The sequence below is a fragment of the Paenibacillus sp. FSL E2-8871 genome, from assembly GCF_038000345.1.
In the GTDB taxonomy this organism is placed as follows: domain Bacteria; phylum Bacillota; class Bacilli; order Paenibacillales; family Paenibacillaceae; genus Paenibacillus_AQ.
The window spans coordinates 1,673,375-1,692,125 of record NZ_JBBOBV010000001.1; the positions used below are offsets into that span (position 1 = coordinate 1,673,375).

12 protein-coding genes are annotated in these 18,751 nt (G+C 42.3%); 6 read left to right on the forward strand and 6 right to left on the reverse strand.

The features are described from left to right. Nucleotides 1–15 precede the first annotated feature (15 nt). The 3 genes from NYE25_RS07725 to NYE25_RS07735 form a co-directional block, all read right to left on the reverse strand. Nucleotides 16–4,125 carry an S-layer homology domain-containing protein gene (locus tag NYE25_RS07725; RefSeq protein ID WP_341145602.1) on the reverse strand — a complete coding sequence of 1,370 codons (4,110 nt, stop codon included), beginning with the start codon at nt 4,123–4,125 and terminating at the stop codon, nt 16–18. Nucleotides 4,126–4,268: 143 nt separating this feature from the next. Then, nucleotides 4,269–5,360 carry a response regulator gene (locus tag NYE25_RS07730; protein WP_341145603.1) on the reverse strand — a complete coding sequence of 364 codons (1,092 nt, stop codon included), beginning with the start codon at nt 5,358–5,360 and terminating at the stop codon, nt 4,269–4,271. 3 nt (nt 5,361–5,363) lie between these two features. After that, on the reverse strand, nt 5,364–8,474 hold the full coding sequence (locus NYE25_RS07735) for a hybrid sensor histidine kinase/response regulator (protein ID WP_341128511.1): 3,111 nt from the start codon (nt 8,472–8,474) through the stop codon (nt 5,364–5,366). Nucleotides 8,475–8,716: 242 nt separating this feature from the next. Here NYE25_RS07735 and NYE25_RS07740 point away from each other — a divergent pair, with 242 nt between their 5' ends. The 5 genes from NYE25_RS07740 to NYE25_RS07760 all read left to right on the forward strand — a co-directional run bounded on the left by NYE25_RS07740 (nt 8,717) and on the right by NYE25_RS07760 (nt 13,192). Next, nucleotides 8,717–9,493: a MerR family transcriptional regulator gene (locus NYE25_RS07740; protein WP_341145604.1), complete on the forward strand. Its 777-nt coding sequence runs from the start codon at nt 8,717–8,719 to the stop codon at nt 9,491–9,493. Continuing rightward, nucleotides 9,490–10,170 carry a GNAT family N-acetyltransferase gene (locus NYE25_RS07745; RefSeq protein WP_341145605.1) on the forward strand — a complete coding sequence of 227 codons (681 nt, stop codon included), beginning with the start codon at nt 9,490–9,492 and terminating at the stop codon, nt 10,168–10,170. The genes NYE25_RS07740 and NYE25_RS07745 overlap by 4 nt, the downstream gene beginning before the upstream one ends. After that, nucleotides 10,154–11,161, forward strand: a complete 1,008-nt coding sequence (locus tag NYE25_RS07750; protein WP_341145606.1) for an alpha/beta hydrolase family protein — start codon at nt 10,154–10,156, stop codon at nt 11,159–11,161. Before NYE25_RS07745 ends, NYE25_RS07750 begins: the two co-directional genes overlap by 17 nt. A gap of 129 nt (nt 11,162–11,290) precedes the next feature. After that, the gene (locus NYE25_RS07755; RefSeq protein WP_341145607.1) at nt 11,291–12,118 is read left to right on the forward strand and encodes a MerR family transcriptional regulator; all 828 of its coding nucleotides are present in this window, start codon (nt 11,291–11,293) and stop codon (nt 12,116–12,118) included. Between the two features lie 45 nt (nt 12,119–12,163). Beyond that, nucleotides 12,164–13,192, forward strand: coding sequence for a serine hydrolase domain-containing protein (locus NYE25_RS07760; RefSeq protein WP_341145608.1), 1,029 nt, complete (start codon nt 12,164–12,166; stop codon nt 13,190–13,192). Between the two features lie 84 nt (nt 13,193–13,276). On the opposite strand, the gene NYE25_RS07765 is transcribed toward NYE25_RS07760, so the two are convergent. Together NYE25_RS07765 and NYE25_RS07770 are read right to left on the reverse strand one after the other, a co-directional pair. Then, entirely contained in the window at nt 13,277–13,666 is a 390-nt protein-coding gene (locus NYE25_RS07765; protein WP_341145609.1) for a hypothetical protein, read from the reverse strand. 139 nt (nt 13,667–13,805) lie between these two features. Then, the gene (locus NYE25_RS07770; RefSeq protein WP_341145610.1) at nt 13,806–15,551 is read right to left on the reverse strand and encodes a glycoside hydrolase family 35 protein; all 1,746 of its coding nucleotides are present in this window, start codon (nt 15,549–15,551) and stop codon (nt 13,806–13,808) included. Nucleotides 15,552–15,704: 153 nt separating this feature from the next. Here NYE25_RS07770 and NYE25_RS07775 point away from each other — a divergent pair, with 153 nt between their 5' ends. Further along, nucleotides 15,705–17,159 carry a sulfatase family protein gene (locus NYE25_RS07775; RefSeq protein ID WP_341145611.1) on the forward strand — a complete coding sequence of 485 codons (1,455 nt, stop codon included), beginning with the start codon at nt 15,705–15,707 and terminating at the stop codon, nt 17,157–17,159. An 81-nt stretch (nt 17,160–17,240) separates the two neighbouring features. Here the strand turns inward: NYE25_RS07775 and NYE25_RS07780 are convergent, their stop codons facing one another. Beyond that, entirely contained in the window at nt 17,241–18,740 is a 1,500-nt protein-coding gene (locus NYE25_RS07780; RefSeq protein WP_076298791.1) for an arylsulfatase, read from the reverse strand. Nucleotides 18,741–18,751: the final 11 nt, after the last annotated feature.

Sequence of the window (18,751 nt, forward strand, 5' to 3'; positions counted from 1 at the left end):
TATTGTGAGCCAATTTTAAATTAAATCAGACTTTTGAAGAAGCCGCTTAACGATCGCTGCAACCTCAGCTCTGGTCATATCATCCTTGGGAGCAAGTACATTGCTGCTTCGTCCCATGATTACGCCTGCCTGCAAGCAGTCAGCAATTGCGCTAATCGCCCAGTCAGATGCTTTGCCGGCATCGGTATATGGGTTCAAGAATCCTTCAGCGGATTGATTAGGAAGGTTAGCCTTTAGCGCTGTAATTTTCATCGCTTTGGCGATAATTAGCATCGCTTGTTCACGGGTAATTTGGTCATCAGGGCGGAACATGCCATCTTCAAAACCATTGATTAATTGATATGCATATGCAGTATTGATCGCACTGTTATACCAATCCGTAGTTTTAACATCCGAAAATGGTGTTGCTGTTTGACTCAATCCTAGTCCGAGACCGCGAACGACAATCGCCGCAAACTCTGCGCGGGTAATCGCTTGATCAGGTGTAAATTGACCATTACCAGTCCCTTCGATAACTAAACGGGAACCCATATCATTCACTGAATCTTTTGCCCAGTGATTAGCAACATCACTGAATTCAAGCGGATGCCAGATTACAGAGTAAGTGCCGCCACTAAGGCTGTTGATTGTAGCAAAATATTTGCCTTCAATGACTATCACTTTAGTAGGTACATGATGCACTGAGCCATCAGCATCAATATACACACCGGTTGTAATCTTATTCGGGTCCATCCCATCCGGAATAGCAATCGTACGTTTCACATACGTATTGAATTGGGATAGTTCAATACTCTTATCTCCGTAAATACCTCTAGCTGTAAAGTTTACTGGTGCGCCGACTAATGAAAATGATCCGTTTTGTGCAGCAGCTCCTAATGCCTTAACTTGATCGGCAGTTGGTGCGCTGATTTCAATCTGTATTTTAATATCTTGTAAAGCTACAGACTTACCAATCTGCGCGGATAAGGCCTCAATATCAATCTGCCCAGCAGGCAGTGTAAATGTCGCATTTCCCGTTCTGATTTCAAGTACAGCTTGATTTCCCTGCATATTTTTAACCATTTGTCCGTTTAGTTCGCCAACGATAACATCAGATTTACTAGTGGCAGTGATAGAAACCACAGCACCTTTACCTTCAGCGGCGAGCTTGTCTTCCAGCTTCTTCTGGTCTAAAGCAATGGTGGTTAGCGTTTGATCATTCCGTTTACCATTCGTCGCAGTTCCCACGGTTTCCGCTTTACCATTGATTAAAATGGAAGCATCATTTGCCACAGGTGCCGGCGTTGCTGATGGAGTTGGTTGAGAAGGAACATCAACACTGGATGGTGCGCTCGGGATGACTGTATTGGATTCAGCAGATGATTCGCTAAAGCCAGCCTTATTGATAGCCTGTACCGTGAAGGTGTAGCTTGTACCATTCGTAAGACCACTGATTGTAAGCGGACTTCCATTACCCGTAACCGTCAGCCCTCCCGGATGAGCCGTTACAATATATCCTGTGATTTCACTTCCACCATCGTTTACCGGCGGTGTAAAGGTGATGATCGCTTGACCATTTTCTGCAGTTGCAGTTACGGATGTTGGAATACCCGGTGCTGTAATTGGCTTAGCAGGAGCCTTCACAGTAACGGTTGTTGAAGCTTTATAACTTCCTTCTTTCGTTGTAACTGTAATGATGGCTGTTCCCTCACCAACTGGAGTTACTTCTCCATTCACAACCTTGGCTACAGTCTCATCGCTGGAGCTCCAGATCAGGTCTGGATCTGTTGCATTTGCAGGCTCTATTGTCGCTTTTAGTATTCCCACAGTTTCACCAGCTGTTAAAACGAGCGTCTCCTGATCTAGCCTCACCCCAGTTACATTCACAACTGGTGGAATTGGTTCACTTACATGTACTGTTGTTGAAGCAGTAAAACTTCCATCTTTAGTCGTAACCGTAATGGTGGCTGTTCCAACACCAACCGGGGTTACTACTCCGTAAACAACCTTAGCTACTGTTTCATCACTGGAGCTCCAGATTACCCCCTTATTGGTTGCATCGGCAGGTGCGACTGTCGCTTGTAGCGTTTTATCACCTTCTCCAACTGTTAAATCAAGTGTTGGCTGGTCTAAGGTTACTCCGGTTACTATAACAATTGGTGGCTTAGGTGCTGCCACATTCACAGTTGTTGAAGCCTTAAAACTTCCATCCTTAGTCGTTACAGTAATAATTGCTATACCCTCACCAACTGGTGTAACCACTCCATCCACGACTGTTGCAACAGTTTCATCGCTGGAGCTCCAGATCACATCTGTATCTGTCGCATTTGCAGGTTCTATTGTCGCCTTTAGTAAGGCATCTGCTTCACCAGCAGTTAAGTCGAGCGTCTCCTGATCAAGCTTCACTCCGGTTACGTTCACAATTGGAGCACTCACAGTTACGGTGGATGTCGCAGTATAACTTCCGTCTGTTGTTGTTGCTGTTATCGTTGCCGTTCCAACGCCAACTGGGGTGACCACTCCATTCACAACTGTCGCCACAGTTGCATCACTGGAGCTCCAGATCACGGTTTTGTTCGTGGCATTAGCAGGTTCTATTACAGCATTTAGTGTATCTCCTGCTTCTCCCTCTGTTAAACTAAGTGATGTTTTATTCAAAGTCACTCCAGTTACGAGGACATCTCCCACATCGTTTACCTGCACATTGAAGGTGTATAAACTACTTAAAATGCCATCATTTACAGTAACAGTAATCACACTGTTTCCGTAGGCATTCTTCGCTGGTGTTATTTCTAACGTCCGCACATCCCCACTTCCACTTACTTTCAGTCCATTATTCGGAATTAGGGAAGTATTAGAAGATGTAGCTGATACATTTAGGTCATCCCCATCCACATCAATGACCTTAAAGGAGCGTGATACAGATTTATTTTTTTCCGTTGTAGTACTTCCCATGAAGCCTGTGTCCTGCTTCCAGCTAGCACCAGTGATTGAACCGTTCTTAAGTGGGGTGATTGTATTGACAGCAACATTACCATCTTTACTATTTGCTAATTTATAGTTTAAAGCCAGATTAGGCTCTGATCCATTCAAATCGACGTTCATTTCGCGAACAATTTCGCTCTGGGTTTTAGCTTTACTCCAAAACCTTACGTCTCTCATCCCACCGCTGTAATCTCCGTCCTGTCTCCAGGTGCTTTTACCAAGCCAGTTGTTCGGACGTGCCATATTTCCAACTGTACTTAAATCCATAGCCCCTTCTGCCTTAAGAACACCATCCCAATAAATACGCCCCTTCTTCTGACTGTGATCGTAAACAATCGAGACATGTACCCACTTGGATATCGGGAAATCGTCTGTGACATTAATATCTCCTTTATTGGTGTAAGCGATGAAATGCATTTTTTTGCCGTTAAAACCCACAAAAATATTGTGGTTCTGCTCTGCGATCGAAGATTCGAAGAATCTCATCCAGGTATTAAAACCATTGACTTTTAAATTACCTTCAATTGTAAAAGAATTCTTGTATAACAGTTGATCTGGGAACGTCACATAATCCCCATTGCCGTCAAAACTAAGATAGTCCCCACCATTCAGTTCTGTCAGATAAGGTGCATCGTTCACTGGATTTACAGTAATTGTAGCAGTACCTAGATCTGGGTTGAATGCTGCAGAAACAGTGGTATTCGCATTTTTTTGATAATTTTGATAGCCGACTGCTGTTGTGTCCCATAGCTTAAAGTCAATGGAAGCTGTTCCGTTCCAGTCTTTAGCGGGGACAAAACGAATTTTCTCCGATTTCAGCAGCAGAAAAGCTTTAGTGTCAGACACTGGCTCGATATTATACCAAATATTTGCTTGCGTGTTGTAATATTGCCAGGCCCCATTGGTATTATCAAATGACACCACAGCAATTCCTGTTGAAGCTGGGTCAGTTACCTTACCCGACAAAAGACTAGACACAACAACGCCTGCGTTGGAAGAATCGTCTTCATTGATGGACGGTATCACAGCTGGGCTATTCACGATCCAACCAAAGTCCGATTTTGCACTCACTATTTGAGTGTGGATCGGCCCCACACCTTGCACCACAACTCCAGTGGCTAACGAAATACTAATGCCTATTTTCATAAATGATGGCTTCAAACTCTTTTTCCCCCTCTAGCTTAAATCATGTCATCATTTCGACAATAATCGAGAGTATTATACAAAATTATGATAAACGAAAAATAAACAAAAAAAAGAACCTTCGAATTCTTATCGATTCGTCGGTTCTCTTTTTCTTTATACTAGTTCATCATCTTCTTAATCAGAGCTTTGAGCTTAGGATCAGGTGAAGTTCCAAGCTCCTGTTGAAGGGTCTCTTCCAATTGCCCATATCGCCGATAAGCTTCATTCATACGCCCTAGTTCAATATACAAATGAATGATTTCCTGATGGATATCTTCTCTCAAGAGATCCAATTTCAAGATTCTCTCAAAGTAGTGCAGCGATTGTTGACGCTCGTTCTGCTCCATATGAAATCTAGCAGCTAGTTCCAGCAGTCCAATAAAATCCTGTTCAAGTCGGCGTGTCTTCCCACTAGCCCAATCGTATGCTTTACCTTTGAGAAAGGACCCCGTATACAATGTTTCTACTTGATTGAACCATTCAGAATCTTTTTTCGAGACCTGCCTAATTTGCTTCAGCTGTCGCTTAAACTCATACAAATCACAATAAATACTGCGTTCCTCTATACTAATTTCGGTTCTGCTGGCTTTAATAAAGCTAGTTCCGATTGCTTTTCGAATATAGTATAGGGTTGAGTTCAGATTCTTCAACGCTTTATCAGGCTCCAGCCCGCTCCATAAGGTATCGATAATTTCATCTCGGCTAACCGTCCCTTTACTAATCAAAAAGGCAAACAATTCTTCGGTTTTTGGGCTCCTTAGCTTGATGGGCTCTCTGTCTTGCGTACGGCGGTATATCTTTAGTCCATTAAATAAGAGAACTTCTATGACGGGCTGAACCGTCACACCTCTATTCATTTTTTTGATCTTATCCAAAGTTTTAGTTAAACGCTGTGCAGTTACAGGCTTCAGCAAATAATCCACAGCACTCAGTTCGAAGGCTTGCAGTGCGTATTCGTCATACCCTGTAACAAAAACCACATTAATCGATTCATCTAGTTCATGCAAAAGGGTGGAAAGCTTCATTCCATTTGTGTCAGGCATAGAAATGTCCAAAAAAGCTACATCAATCGAATTCCCCTTCACAAATTCATAGGCTTCCGTCGGATCCAGAAAAGTATCGTATACTTCAATCTCTCCACTCTGAGATAATATCCTTTTTAAGCGCTTTACTGATAATTCTTCATCATCCACGATAATGGCTCGCAGCATACTTCAACCTCCTATCCGCTTCATGTGTTGTTTGGGGATATCAAAAGAAACCCGTGTGCCTTTTCCTTCAACACTTTGAATACGAATGTTCTTTCCATAGAGAAGTTTGATGCGTTGACTAATATTCCAAAGCCCTACGCCTCTTTTATCTACATCTGATTTCATGATTTCCTCCAGCTTGTGCTCACTCATTCCGCGTCCATTATCTTCTACAACAAAGCTGACCACAGAAGGATCCGACTCTTTCACAGATATAGTTACCTTTCCTCCCCGTAAATTGGACATCAGTCCATGTCTTATAGCATTTTCTACTAATGGTTGTAGGATAAGTGGGGGAATCCGGCTATCCGTATTTGCGGTTATATCATATTCCACTTGTAATCTAGCACCAAAGCGCACTTTTTCAATATTAATATATGCTTTAACCAGCTCTAGCTCACCCTCCAAGGTAGTTAACGAATCCAACTGTTTGAAGTCAAAGCTGCTTCTCAAATACTGTGACAGCTCCAGCGTTAATTCTTCCGCCTGCTCAGGTTCTTCCACACATAATGCAGCAATTGAATTCAGGGCATTGTACAAGAAATGAGGTTTGATCTGAGAACGTAAAAAGGCAATTTCGGCATCTTTAGCTTTCTTCACAGAAGCTCTCAATCGGGTCAGACTTTTCACACGCGCCATTAGTTCTTCCGCTTCAAACGGCTTCCCCACATAATCATTTGCCCCATTATCCATGGACATTTTCATATCGTTAACTCTATTCTTCGCCGTTAGCATTAACACAGGCAGCTCAAAGGGTGTGAATCTCTCTCTAATCTTTTGCAGAACCTCATAGCCAGAAATATCCGGCATTGTAATGTCCAGTACAACGAGAAAGAAGTCTGAATTCTTCGATAACTCATCAAGTGCCAGCTGCCCGCGGTTCACAACAACAATGGAATATCCCTCAAGCTTGAACAAGTTGATCATAGATTGCAGGTTGGCAAAATCATCGTCCACGACCAAAATCGGCTCATTGATTTTACCTTGAATATATATAGGATACTCCTGGCGCGGAAAGAAAACTTCTCTATAAGGAAGAGTCTTATCCACGATTGGACCCGTGACTTGATTAGATGTTCGATCCCATCGTGGAAGAGTAAATATAAAGACCGATCCTTTACCAGCAACAGAGTCCACTCTAATGTTCCCGCCATGTAACTCAACCAGCTTCTTGGTAATGCTTAGTCCGAGACCTGTCCCACCATGACTATGAATTTCAGCTTCGTCCACTTGCTCAAAGGCCATAAAAATACGTTTCTGCATATCCGGTGCAATTCCGATTCCCGAGTCTGCCACACGGACCTCAACCCATTCATGAGTAAATCTGGAACTAATATTTATTTCACCCTGCTCCGTGAATTTAATCGCATTATCTACCAAGTTGTGCAAAATCTGAATCAAACGGTTGCCATCTGCATGTACAGGTGGAAACTCTGGAGCAACATTGTTTACGAGAAAGATCGACTTTTCTCCGAGCAGAAACGAATGTATACCGATAACAGAATCTACAACAGCTTTCAGATCTAGGGTGCTTTTATATAAGGTGATATCTCCATGCTTCATTTTGGAATAATCGAGTAATTCGTTTACCATATAAGTTAATCTTCTACCACTTCCCATTACGATCGCTAGATTCTGCGCTTGCCTTTCGGTAACTGGACCTTCAACCCCATTAAGTAGTGTAGCAGTAATGTTCACTATGGCATTTAGTGGTGTCTTCAGCTCATGAGAGGTATTGGAGAGAAATTCGTCCTTAATTTTGTCCAGACCGATCAGTTGGTTTTTCATTTCATCTATCGTATGATAAGCCTCGAAAAAACGGAGAACAATCAGAACGATCATAATGATATTAAAGGCTACAATGTAAAACTGTCCTAGCCAAAGGTTTTCTTTCATCGAAAGAGCAAACAAAATGATGTCTATCGAGTACAGATTGATAGCAAGAATCGCCAAGAACAGCAGCAACGATTTGATTCGATTTACTTCTGGACTTCTGATATACAAGATAGCCACTCTAAACAACATCCAAATTAACATCAATTCATATACTATGATCACATAGGTAGAGAAAAGCGTGTAAGTACGAATAGGCAGGATTGCTACCAATATTATAAAGCTGCCTAGTATAATCGTTACGACTTGCGTAAGTTTTAAAGAGATTATGCTTTTGTGCATTTGGTAGAAAAATATAGCTAGAACAATAAAACACGATATGGAGCTAATATCCTTCACTTTGTATAACACAATGAACGAAAGGTTTGGGAAAAACAGTAACAGCGAACGTTCTCCAATCAAGCCATGATAGATCGCAAGCAGTAAACAAATAATAGCAAATACAAGTAAGGAGTAATCCTTCTTACGGTATAAAGCAGCCGCTACAAAGCAGATGACAAAAATAAGTGATAATGTTCCCAATATTGCAACTGTACTAAATTCACGAGCCGTACTCTTCTGCTGGTTCTCCAGCATAGCGGCTTCCTCGCCAAAAGTAAGAGATACCGGAATACCTGCATTTACATATTCATAGTTAGAAACTTGAATGATAATCTCTACATCACCTTTTTCAGACGAAAAAAGCCCAATCTGCGGAATATTCCCCGACTGGTAATCGGCAGTACTCATAGTGGGGTTTCCATCCTTAATGAGTAAATGCCCATTCACATAAATCGCACTCGAAAAGCGGATATTCGTTTTTTTCAAAGCGAATACACCGTTTACAGGTAAGTTTTTCAGCACCATCCGATAAGTAGCAGAACCGAATGCAGGTAAAGGTTGTCCATCAACCACTTTGCCATTCCATCGTGAGGGGACCTCCATTAATGCTGTAGGAGCAGGTTTGTCTGTGCTTGATTCTATAAAATGCTCAGGCATTAGCAGCTGGTTCCAATAAAATTCCCACTCACCATCTAACTTGATGATCTTTTGTTGCCCATAATCCCAAGTTGAAAGATCCATGCTCCCCTTCTGAACTTGCAGATAATTCTCATGTTGATCATTATCTATAAAAATGGATAGTGGGATTGTTGCTAACGAGATGAAAGCAATTAAATAAATAAGTAACGTCCTTTTGAGCATCGTAGGCCCCTTTTCTATGGTGATGTTAAGCTGCGCAAACGCTTGGGGCATCGTGCAACACTTGGATTATATAGGATAGATAACGATAGATAATTCTATAAAATTTTCTGTTTTCCTTCATGTTTCGACAAAATAAATGGTGATTAGCGATTACACGAAACTGAGATCCACGCTTGACCTTAGGTCAGACCTAAGGTTTATAGTTAAATCAACAAATACCAATATAGTTAGGAGCACCTCCATTGAATCATTACATTACGATTGGTGAACTTTCAAAACTTATGAATGTATCCGTACATCAAATCCGATATTTTGAAGAGAAAGAGATTTTATTTCCAGCCTATACCGATAGCAATCAATACCGGATGTACGGAATTAATGAGATTTATCAGTTGGCCCAGATCCTATTACTCCGCAAATTGAACGTGCCTGTCAGTACGATTAACAAAAGCATGAATAACTTCACCAAAAATGACAACCATCAACTTTTGGAGCAGTCTCTAAGTAAAATAAACTCTGAAATAAACCAGCTAATGTTGTTGCAGCAGTTTTTACAAAAGGTACTTAAGGAATACGAGCACTCCGACATTCTAGAAGACAAATATCACATTAAACAATTGGATACTCGTCATTTAAAAAAATGGATGGAAATAGAGCAAGATGAGTCACTCACCGCTCGAAGTCTGTATGAAAAAAAGCCGCAACCAACTCATTTATTTGAAACAGATCTGCATTATTTATACGGTACTGAACAAGTAACCTTATGTTTTGAAAGCACTCACTTACCGGACATCATCCTAGAAAAAGGCAGCTACTTATATAAAGCATTTTTCGTGACGGATGATCATGATATTGAACTTGAGATTGCTCAACTGGAACACTATATAACACAACATCACTATACAATTCAGGGACCATTGATCCTTTTGGAAAAATCATATCTATCCCTATTCAACAATGACAAGCTTCATTATGAAATCCAAATTAATATCAAGCATGACCCTGACGGTGTAGCATGATAAGTCCGAACAAGATAACAATCGCTCACTACCAAGAACAAGATCATAGAGCAGTGTGCAATCTTTTAGTGGATGCGTTCCACGGTAAGTTCCACTCCCTCATCTCACTAGAGGACGATGATATTGCTGAACTACTTTTTGGGCTCTGGGAGCATGATCAACCGTCCGCATCATCACAACAAATCGTAGCTAAAGAAAATGGAGAGGTTGTCGGTACGCTCAGCATTAAGTGGAAGGACAGCCGAGCCTCAGACAGAAGTAAATTTATATCACCTCACCATAGTTCCTTTTCACAATTATTTAAGCAATTTGGATATCTAAATGTATGTAAGTTAATGGTTGGATTACATTTTTTGAATTATCAGCCTCGCGCAAAAGAATGTTATGTCGATCATTTGGCCGTTCGATCTAGCCACCGTAATAAAGGAATCGGTAAGCAGTTGCTTAGTTGGGCAATAGATTTTGTAAACAGTCACTCCGAAGTGGACAAATTAACGCTACATGTTGCTAAAAATAATAAACGAGCTATTCATATGTACCAACAGATGGACTTTGCTATCGATCAATCAAACTATAGCGGGATTAGACACCTTCTTTTTAAAGAGGCTAATTGGCATTACATGACGAGGCGTTTACCACTACATCCTAGGAGCTCAATAAATGAAAAAAAATATTAAATTAACCGCATGCTTGATCATTGGCTTAATGGCAGCTTCAGTCTTATTCGTATTAAATCAGCATTCATATGCAATGAATGAGCAAAAGATAGAAATCGAAACCCCTCAGGGTAAACTAACAGGAACTTTAATTCTACCCCAGCACTATTCTGGAAACGTAGGGCTAATAGTTTTTGTTCATGGTGATGGTCCCATAAATGACACATACGATGACGGATATAAACCTTTATGGGAGAAATTCGCATCTGCCGGATATGCTTCTTTGTCTCTTAACAAGCCTGGTATTGGTGGTTCCTCTGGTAACTGGTTGGAGCAAAGCATGGAAGATCGTGCTCAGGAAACGATATCTGCGATTAACTGGGCGAAGAACTTACCAATGATTGATAAGAAGTCTATTGGCTTGTGGGGAGCAAGTCAGGCCGGTTGGGTGATTCCCAAGATTGTAAAAGAAGTTCCTGATCTCGCGTTCAGTATTCTTGTATCGCCTGCGGTGAACTGGATTTCTCAAGGTAAATACAATACAAGATTAGAAATGAAACAAGAAGGCTTCTCGGAAAATGAGATCCAAGCGAAAGAACATTATAATGCTCAAGTATTACAATTACTTAACGAACGAGCATCTTACGAGGATTACTTGCGTATTGCACATTCCGAGAACTTGATTTCTAAGGAACGCTGGGGATTTATCGCCAAAAACTATCAGTCTGATGCCACAGAAGACCTTAGTTACTTCAATGCTCCTGTCCATTTAGTACTCGGCGGTCAAGATATCAATGTAGATATTGAGGAAACCGAACGTATTTATCGTGAAAAAATACCTGCCAGCTTGCTCTCAGTCTCTTATTTTCCCAACGCTGACCACTCTATGCTGTCAAAGAAGAATGCCGCATCCCCCTTAAGGACTTATTTAACCGCTGTTTTCTTTCCACGACAATTGGTGGAAGATCAATATTTAGATGATCTAAGCCGATTTGTAAAGACACAACCGTAAACCTATTTCCAGATAAGAAGTCTGGCTATTGACTTTACCCTTAGGGGAAGGTGCATAGTGGAATTGAACAAACCATCGAAATTCAAAGTTTATATATCATTAAATATCGAAGAAATGGAGATGTGATTGTTGCTGTCCATAGGAGAATTCTCGAAGATATGCGAAGTGTCCACTAAAACGCTGCGGTATTATGATGAAATTGGATTAATTCATCCCGATGAGATTAATCCCGAGAACGGTTATAGGTATTATTCCATCAAACAACTAACAAAAATGCTCTTTATCAATCGTTTGAAATCTTATCATTTCTCACTTGAAGAAATCAAAGATATTCTGGAATGGGAGCAGGATCATTTTGAAGAGAAGCTTAGTGCATCCCTAAATCTCAAAAAAAGAAAACTACAAGAGAAACTACGAACTTACGAATATACATTAAAGCAAATTAATCGTGATGTTCTAAATTTAGAAAAAGGCTTATCGATGATGTCCTACCTAAATAAGATAGAAGTGCAACTTGTTGAAACCAAACCAATGTATATCCTATATACACGTCAAATGTTGAGCAGTGATGATTATGCGCTTGGATATGGTAAGTATTTTAGCAAACTGTATGAAACTATTGCCACTGAAAAGCTGACCTTGCTGGGCACGCCAATAACAATTTATCACAGTGAGGAATATAATCCTGCCGGGAATGATACAGAGTTTGCCCTACCTATTGAGGAAATCGTAAATGGAACGAGGGAATTACGTGAAGGGCTGTGTGCGAAGTCTGTTTATAAGGGCCCTTATTCAGAATTAACATCGGTTTATGCGAAGCTCACAGAATGGATAGAAAATGAAGGTTATGAAATGGCGAACTCACCCTATGAAAAATATATAACAGACCCCACGCAAACTTCTGATCCTGAGGATCTTGTTACTGAGGTGTATTTTCCAGTTAAAAAAAGAGCGTAGCCACACTCATATTCACACAAAAATTTGATTAAAGGAGTTATCGATATGCACAGAAACTACTGGCCTACAAAAGACTGGCAAACTTCAGATCCGGCTACCTTAGGAATGGATGCTGAACAACTTTCACAACTAGAAGCTAAGATTAAAACCGACTATAGTAATATAAACGGAATTGTAGTGGTGAGAAATGGATATATTGCCTATGAACAATACTTCAATGACTATGGCCTGGATGATCTGCATCATGTGGCTTCTGTAACGAAAAGCATCTTATCCGCCCTCATAGGTATTGCCATTGAAGCCGGCTTTATCAAGCATGTTGATCAGGAGGTGCTGGATTTTTTCCCCTACTATGTTCCCGACGATGCTGCTGCCAATCTACAAAAACGAGAAATCACTATACGCCATTTACTCACCATGACAGCTCCCTATGCTTTTGAAGACTGGCACGAGCCACTGGAGCAACTCTGTAAATCGTCCGACTGGGTCAAATACACACTTGATATCCTTGGCCACCAAGGGAATGTTGGTGATTTTAAATATTCCACCGCAGGGGCGCACTTACTGTCAGCTGTCATCACTCGTTCCACAGGACAAAGTGCCCGTGAGTTCGCTAACGAGCGATTATTCAGACCTATCGGCGTGACGGAAATCCCGGATTATGAGATGAAATCATTTGGGTTTGATGATTTATTTGGGGTAAATGTGAAGGGATGGGTGGAAGACCCCAATCGTATCACCACAGGAGGATGGGGACTTACGTTGTCTCCACGTGATATGGCGCGTTTTGGTTTATTATATTTGAACCGTGGAAAATGGGAGAATAATCAGATTATTTCGGAGACATGGATTGAAGAATCAACAGCGATGAACCCTAATCATTACGGTTATTTGTGGTGGCTACGCGAAGAAGATGGGATTTACACCTACTCAGCGTTAGGGGATGGTGGTAATGTCATTTGCTGCATTCCAGAAAAAAAACTTGTCGTAGCTATCGCCTCAGAATTCACACTTCAGCCTCGTGACCGGTGGCCTCTGATTAAGGATTGTATTATTCCGTCTGTAGTAGAGTAATGAAGATAGAAAACATGCTGGTTGCCACTACTTCATTAACAACTAGGAGAGCAACCAGCTGTCTACACTCTAAATCATTTTGCTTCAAGGAAAAATAATATCGCCTTCGTTGCTGCTTACATCAAAAAATCCTACTTTGTGTTTTATCGCCAACTCCCGCATCGCCGAGTAAGCTTCGTCAGCTACGGAATACGCGAACGCCGCATAGATGACGGATGTGCCAAGCGAGTAGTCAGTCAACCGGTTATCCGTTCCGGCTTCCTCCATCGCCTCAAAAATCTCATCCTCTACATTCATATTAGGAAATTGCTCGGACAACTCACTATAAAAGCGTTGCAGCGCCTCCGATAAAACTGATGGATCATTATAGGCATGGTCTTCCGACCACTGCACTTGCTGCTCATACCACTTCATAAACGCTGCTCTCTCTTGCGGTGCTTTAGACGTCTCGAACGCCATCAAATCATAACTCATTTAAAATCCTCCTCTAAACCACCCTAATCGTGCATTTTCAGTTCCTATAAATTGTTGGGCTGTTTTGATTATATATTAAAAATCATCAGACCCATACTATAGAATCATGATACTTACTCACCCATTAAATATTTAAATATCATGTGAGCTCTGGTGTATCTACAAAAGTAACCACTGGCTCCATTACGCCATGTAATTCAAACAAGATTAGTTCGTTCCCGCCTTGACGCAAAAGCGGTGCCGGTATGTAAAGCGTTTTTGTCGGACCCTCCTCCCAGTAACGACCTAGATTAAAGCCGTTTATAAAAACTTGACCTTTACTCCATCCGTCCAGCCGCAAAAAAGTATCCTCAGGCTTACTGACTTGAAAGCTCCCCCGGTAGAAAGTGGGCCGCTGACGTTCTTCGCAATCTATCGATGTGAATGATAATCCTTTAAGATCTGTTAATGGCAAGGAACGAATGGTCCAATCATGCAAAAATTGATAGCCGAGTCTAACGCCACAGGTTATGCCCTTCGGATCACGAAGCAGAGGGCCATAATTTACGCGTCCCATGTTCTCCACAAGAATGTCGATTTGCAGTCCCTCAATCGGGATCTCTAATGAAATTCCTCGCGGATCCCAGCGTTCAACTGTACCGACAAAGGCCCCATTCGCGAATACAAGCGCACGATCGCGAACTTCTTGAAGAACGAGCTCCGTACTGCTGCGGGGTCCACTGATCTTCGTTGAATACAAGATAAATCCATAATCTTGACCCAGTTTCTCCATTGGCTCGGGACATGCTCTACGTTCTGGACGAGACAAAACGTCTAACTGAGTGAACAGTGGTGCTGCTTCTGTCATCAACACTTTACCATAGGCTTGTGACTTTATTAACGGCGGTAATTCCAGTGGCGGCAACGTTACGTATTTCTCAATAATTTTTCGAGCTTCATAAAATTTTGCAGTTGGCTTACCCGATTCGTCCAGCAGTGTATCATAATCGTAGCTGGTTACGATGGGCTCATATTTGTCAAAAAGATTTGCCCCATTCATAAATCCAAAATTCGTCCCCCCATGAAACATGTAGAAGTTAACAGAGGCTCCTAGAGCCAGCATTTCATCCAAAGTCTCCGCTACTTCGGATTCGGGGCGGGCATTATGCGGTTTCATCCAGTGGTCAAACCATCCATTCCAGAATTCCATGCACATCAACGGCCCCGTAGGCTGATATTCACGTAATTTAGCAAAGGCTTCCTTTGCCCGTGAACCGAAATTTACGGTGGCGAACACTCCGTCGATCATACCGCCTTGAAGCATATGATCTTCAGCTCCATCTGAAGTAAACAGCAGAACGTCCATGCCGCGGGCGATCATTCCTGCTTTTAGATCATGCAGGTAAGTCTTATCACTCCCAAAGCTTCCATATTCGTTCTCTACCTGAAGGGCAAGCACAGGCCCACCGTTAGTGCTTAACAAAGGCCGCAGACGTGGAAGCAACTCATCGAAATAGGCATCCAACTTAGATAAATAGACGTTATCATTACAACGCAGCTGGATGTTATCGTCCGCAAGTAACCAAGCTGGCAATCCACCGAATTCCCATTCCGCACAAATATAAGGACTTGGCCGCAAAATCACGTGCAAACCAAGCTCTCCAGCAAGTCTAACGAAAGCCTCGATGTCAGCAAATCCATCAAAATTGAAGTTCCCCTCCTCTGGTTCGTGTAAATTCCAAGGAATATAGGTTTCAACAGTATTTAATCCGCAAGCCTGCAGCTTCAGCAAACGATCCTGCCAATATTCCGGAACGATCCGGAAGTAATGAAGCGCACCAGAAAGCAACCGGATGGGTTGTTCGTCTAATATAAAATGATCCCCTGATATGGATAACTTCCGCATATAATTTCTCCTCCAACATTGAGATAGACTATTCAATTATAGGTAATAAAAATATCAACCCATATGGACAATTCTAATGAAATATATGGAGAATTCATTGGTTGCTAGAGGCTTTTGTGATGCTATAAACTATATTCATAGGAGGTTTTACGGATGTCAAAAAGAACTCATATTTGGTTAATTACCACAGATCAAATGCGTGCGGATGCACTAGGTATCGAGAACGCTTCCGTACTGACACCTGAGCTTGACAAGCTTGCTTCAGAAGGCACGCTCTTCACTGGAGCTTACTGCGCTAGTCCCGTTTGCACGCCCTCACGTTCCTCCATTTTTACTGGAAGGTACCCTCATGTCCATGGTGCTTGGAACATCGGTACTGCGCTTAGAGAAGACGAACTTACCTTGTGCGATCATTTAAAGACAGCGAATTATAAAACCATCGGTATAGGAAAGATGCACTTCCGTCCACAAATGAAGGGGGACTTTTCACAAGAATATGAAGATCCTGATTATCGAGATCGCGGAAGAGCTTCCGATGGAACGTACTACGGATTTGATGAGCATCATATTACTGAAGACAATTGTATCGGGGAATATATGGAGTGGCTTAGGGAACGCAACCCGGAAGTAGCAGAACGATTCAGTAAAGACCGTTTCAGAGCCTCCGATGCTCAACACGATGTGTGGGAGAGCGAAATTCCTCCGGAGCTGCATCAGACTTACTGGATTGCTGAACGGAGTATCGATGCTATCCTCGCCCACAAAACCGAGCAACCGTTATTCTTATGGTCCAGTTTCGTTGATCCGCATCATCCTTTTGACCCTCCAGAAGTTTATACGGATATGTACGCGGACATTGACATTCCGTCTCCAACCAGAAAAGCTGACGACGTTCATCTTCGTCCTCCACATTTGCTGCGTCAGAGTCAGGGAGGATATTGGCCTGGTGGCGGTGAGGAGCATTCTCTTGATGAAGCGCATATGAAACGACTCACTCGAAATTATTATGCGATGATTACCTTCATTGATGAGCAGATCGGACGAATTATAAAAGCTTGGCGTCAAAAAGAAATGTACGATGATGTTGTCATCCTCTTTACCAGCGATCATGGAGAACTGCTCGGTGACCATGGACTAATTTACAAGGGACCGTGGTTTTATGAAGGGTTAACACGGATCCCGATGATCGTACGTGGTCCTGGGATTGCTTCCGGGCAACGGGTCTCTGCTTTGATGGAACATGTTGATATTGTCCCCACACTGCTTGAAGCCGCAGGTCTCAAATTCCCCTACGGAATTCAAGGCGTGTCACAGATGGAAGTGCTAGCTGGCAGGGAGTCCCATGTACGTAATTCTGCCCTAACCGCTTATATTGCTCATGATCGAGGCATAAACGCTAAGTGTTTGCGAATTACACGTTATAAGCTAGTTATCTTTGCAGGAGAGACCTACGGTGAATTATATGATCTGAAAGAGGATCCTCATGAAAACTACAATCGTTTTGAAGATCCCGATTATAGTGAAATTCGCAGTTCGATGGTAGAATTGCTCGTCCATCGAATGATTCAAGATCAGGACCCATTGCCTCAGCGCCGGAGTAGCTGGTAAATCAAAACACATGCTAAACTCCTTAATCTTTCCGTAACAGACGAAGGACAACCTGAATGTTCAGGTTGTCCTTCGTTAAGATCATTTCCCCAATTCGGATGCCTTTAGAATATGAGAAATTGGACGTCCGGCAATCAATTCGCCGTTGTTTACAAACCCTTCCTCTCGTCCCTCCAGCTCGTGAATAAGACGCTCTCTCCATTCACGTATACGCTCTAAATTATCGGTACATCCGATTGCATTAACCTTCTCTAAGGGATCGGTCACTAGGTTAAAGTACTGCTCTTCGCCTGTCTGAGAATACCATATGAATTTCTCTCTTCCATCCGTTAAAAAGTGGTGAGACTTTTCTCCATAGGCTTGCTCCCCATGAATATAAGACCGCCACACTATCTGTTCTCCCTTACACAGCGGCAACACACTTTGCCCTTCTACTGTAACTGGTATTTGGACGCCAGCAGCTTCAAGAAACGTCGGCATAATATCGCGAAGCTCTATAATGGAATCAAGCCGGGAGCCTGCAAGAAGTCCAAGCGTTTCTCCCGGATCAAACACTATGAAAGGAATCTTAGCACTTCCTTCATAAGGAAGAGATTTGCGAAAGTAACGATGATCCCCCATCATTTCACCATGATCAGAAGTAAATAGAATCAAAGTTTCATTTAAAACTCCATATTCCTGCAGCCCATTGATCAACCTCCCAATTTGGTCGTCAAGATGCGTTATTAGTGCATAATATGCGGCACGGGCACGATCCAATCTGCGCTTTGGCAAATGAGTGAACGAAGATGTTGGATCCTTAGCGCTGTTTAAAGCTGCATTCTCGTCCACCCAATCTCCGACTGGAGGATCAGGAATTTCCAAATCCATGTACATATCTAGATAACATTGCGGCGGATCCAAGGGGGAATGTGGGCGAACGAAGGAGGACCATAGGAAAAATGGTTTTCCAGGGTCTCTTCTTCGTAAGAAGTCTAGCGATTCGGTTACGCACCAATTCGTTGGATGCATCGATTCCGGCAAATGCCAGGGGCGGGCAACCGTTGAGGCATTGCAATCAAGTCCTAAGTCAGTGATATCCGAATTGGCATTGGTTTGTCTTCGCAGCCACTGTAAATAATCATCTACTTGATCATAGTGTTCATCATATATGGCTTGGCTCTTGTCCCGATTGTAGTGAAGATATCCATCATGAAGCACTACATTATGAAATCCACATAGATTACGTGCAGGATACACATGCATCTTGCCAACACACTGCGTATGATAACCAGATTGAGCAAGCTCTCCGGCAATCGTATGGGCGTAATTCCATTCAACCTTATCCTGATACCCCACCCGCCCATGTGATCGTTGGCCCATTCCTGTCATGATAGCAGCCCTTGCGGGAATACAACTCGGGGTAGCTGAGTAAGCGTGTTCAAATAATATCCCTCTTGATGCAAGAGAATCCAGGTTGGGTGTCTCAACGACGGGATGTCCCATGATGCTCAGGCAATCAAAACGCATCTGATCCACTGTGATAAGCATAAGGTTGGGCCGCTTTGAGCCATTTTGATGGTCCAGATTAGTGTCAATCATAACCTCACTCC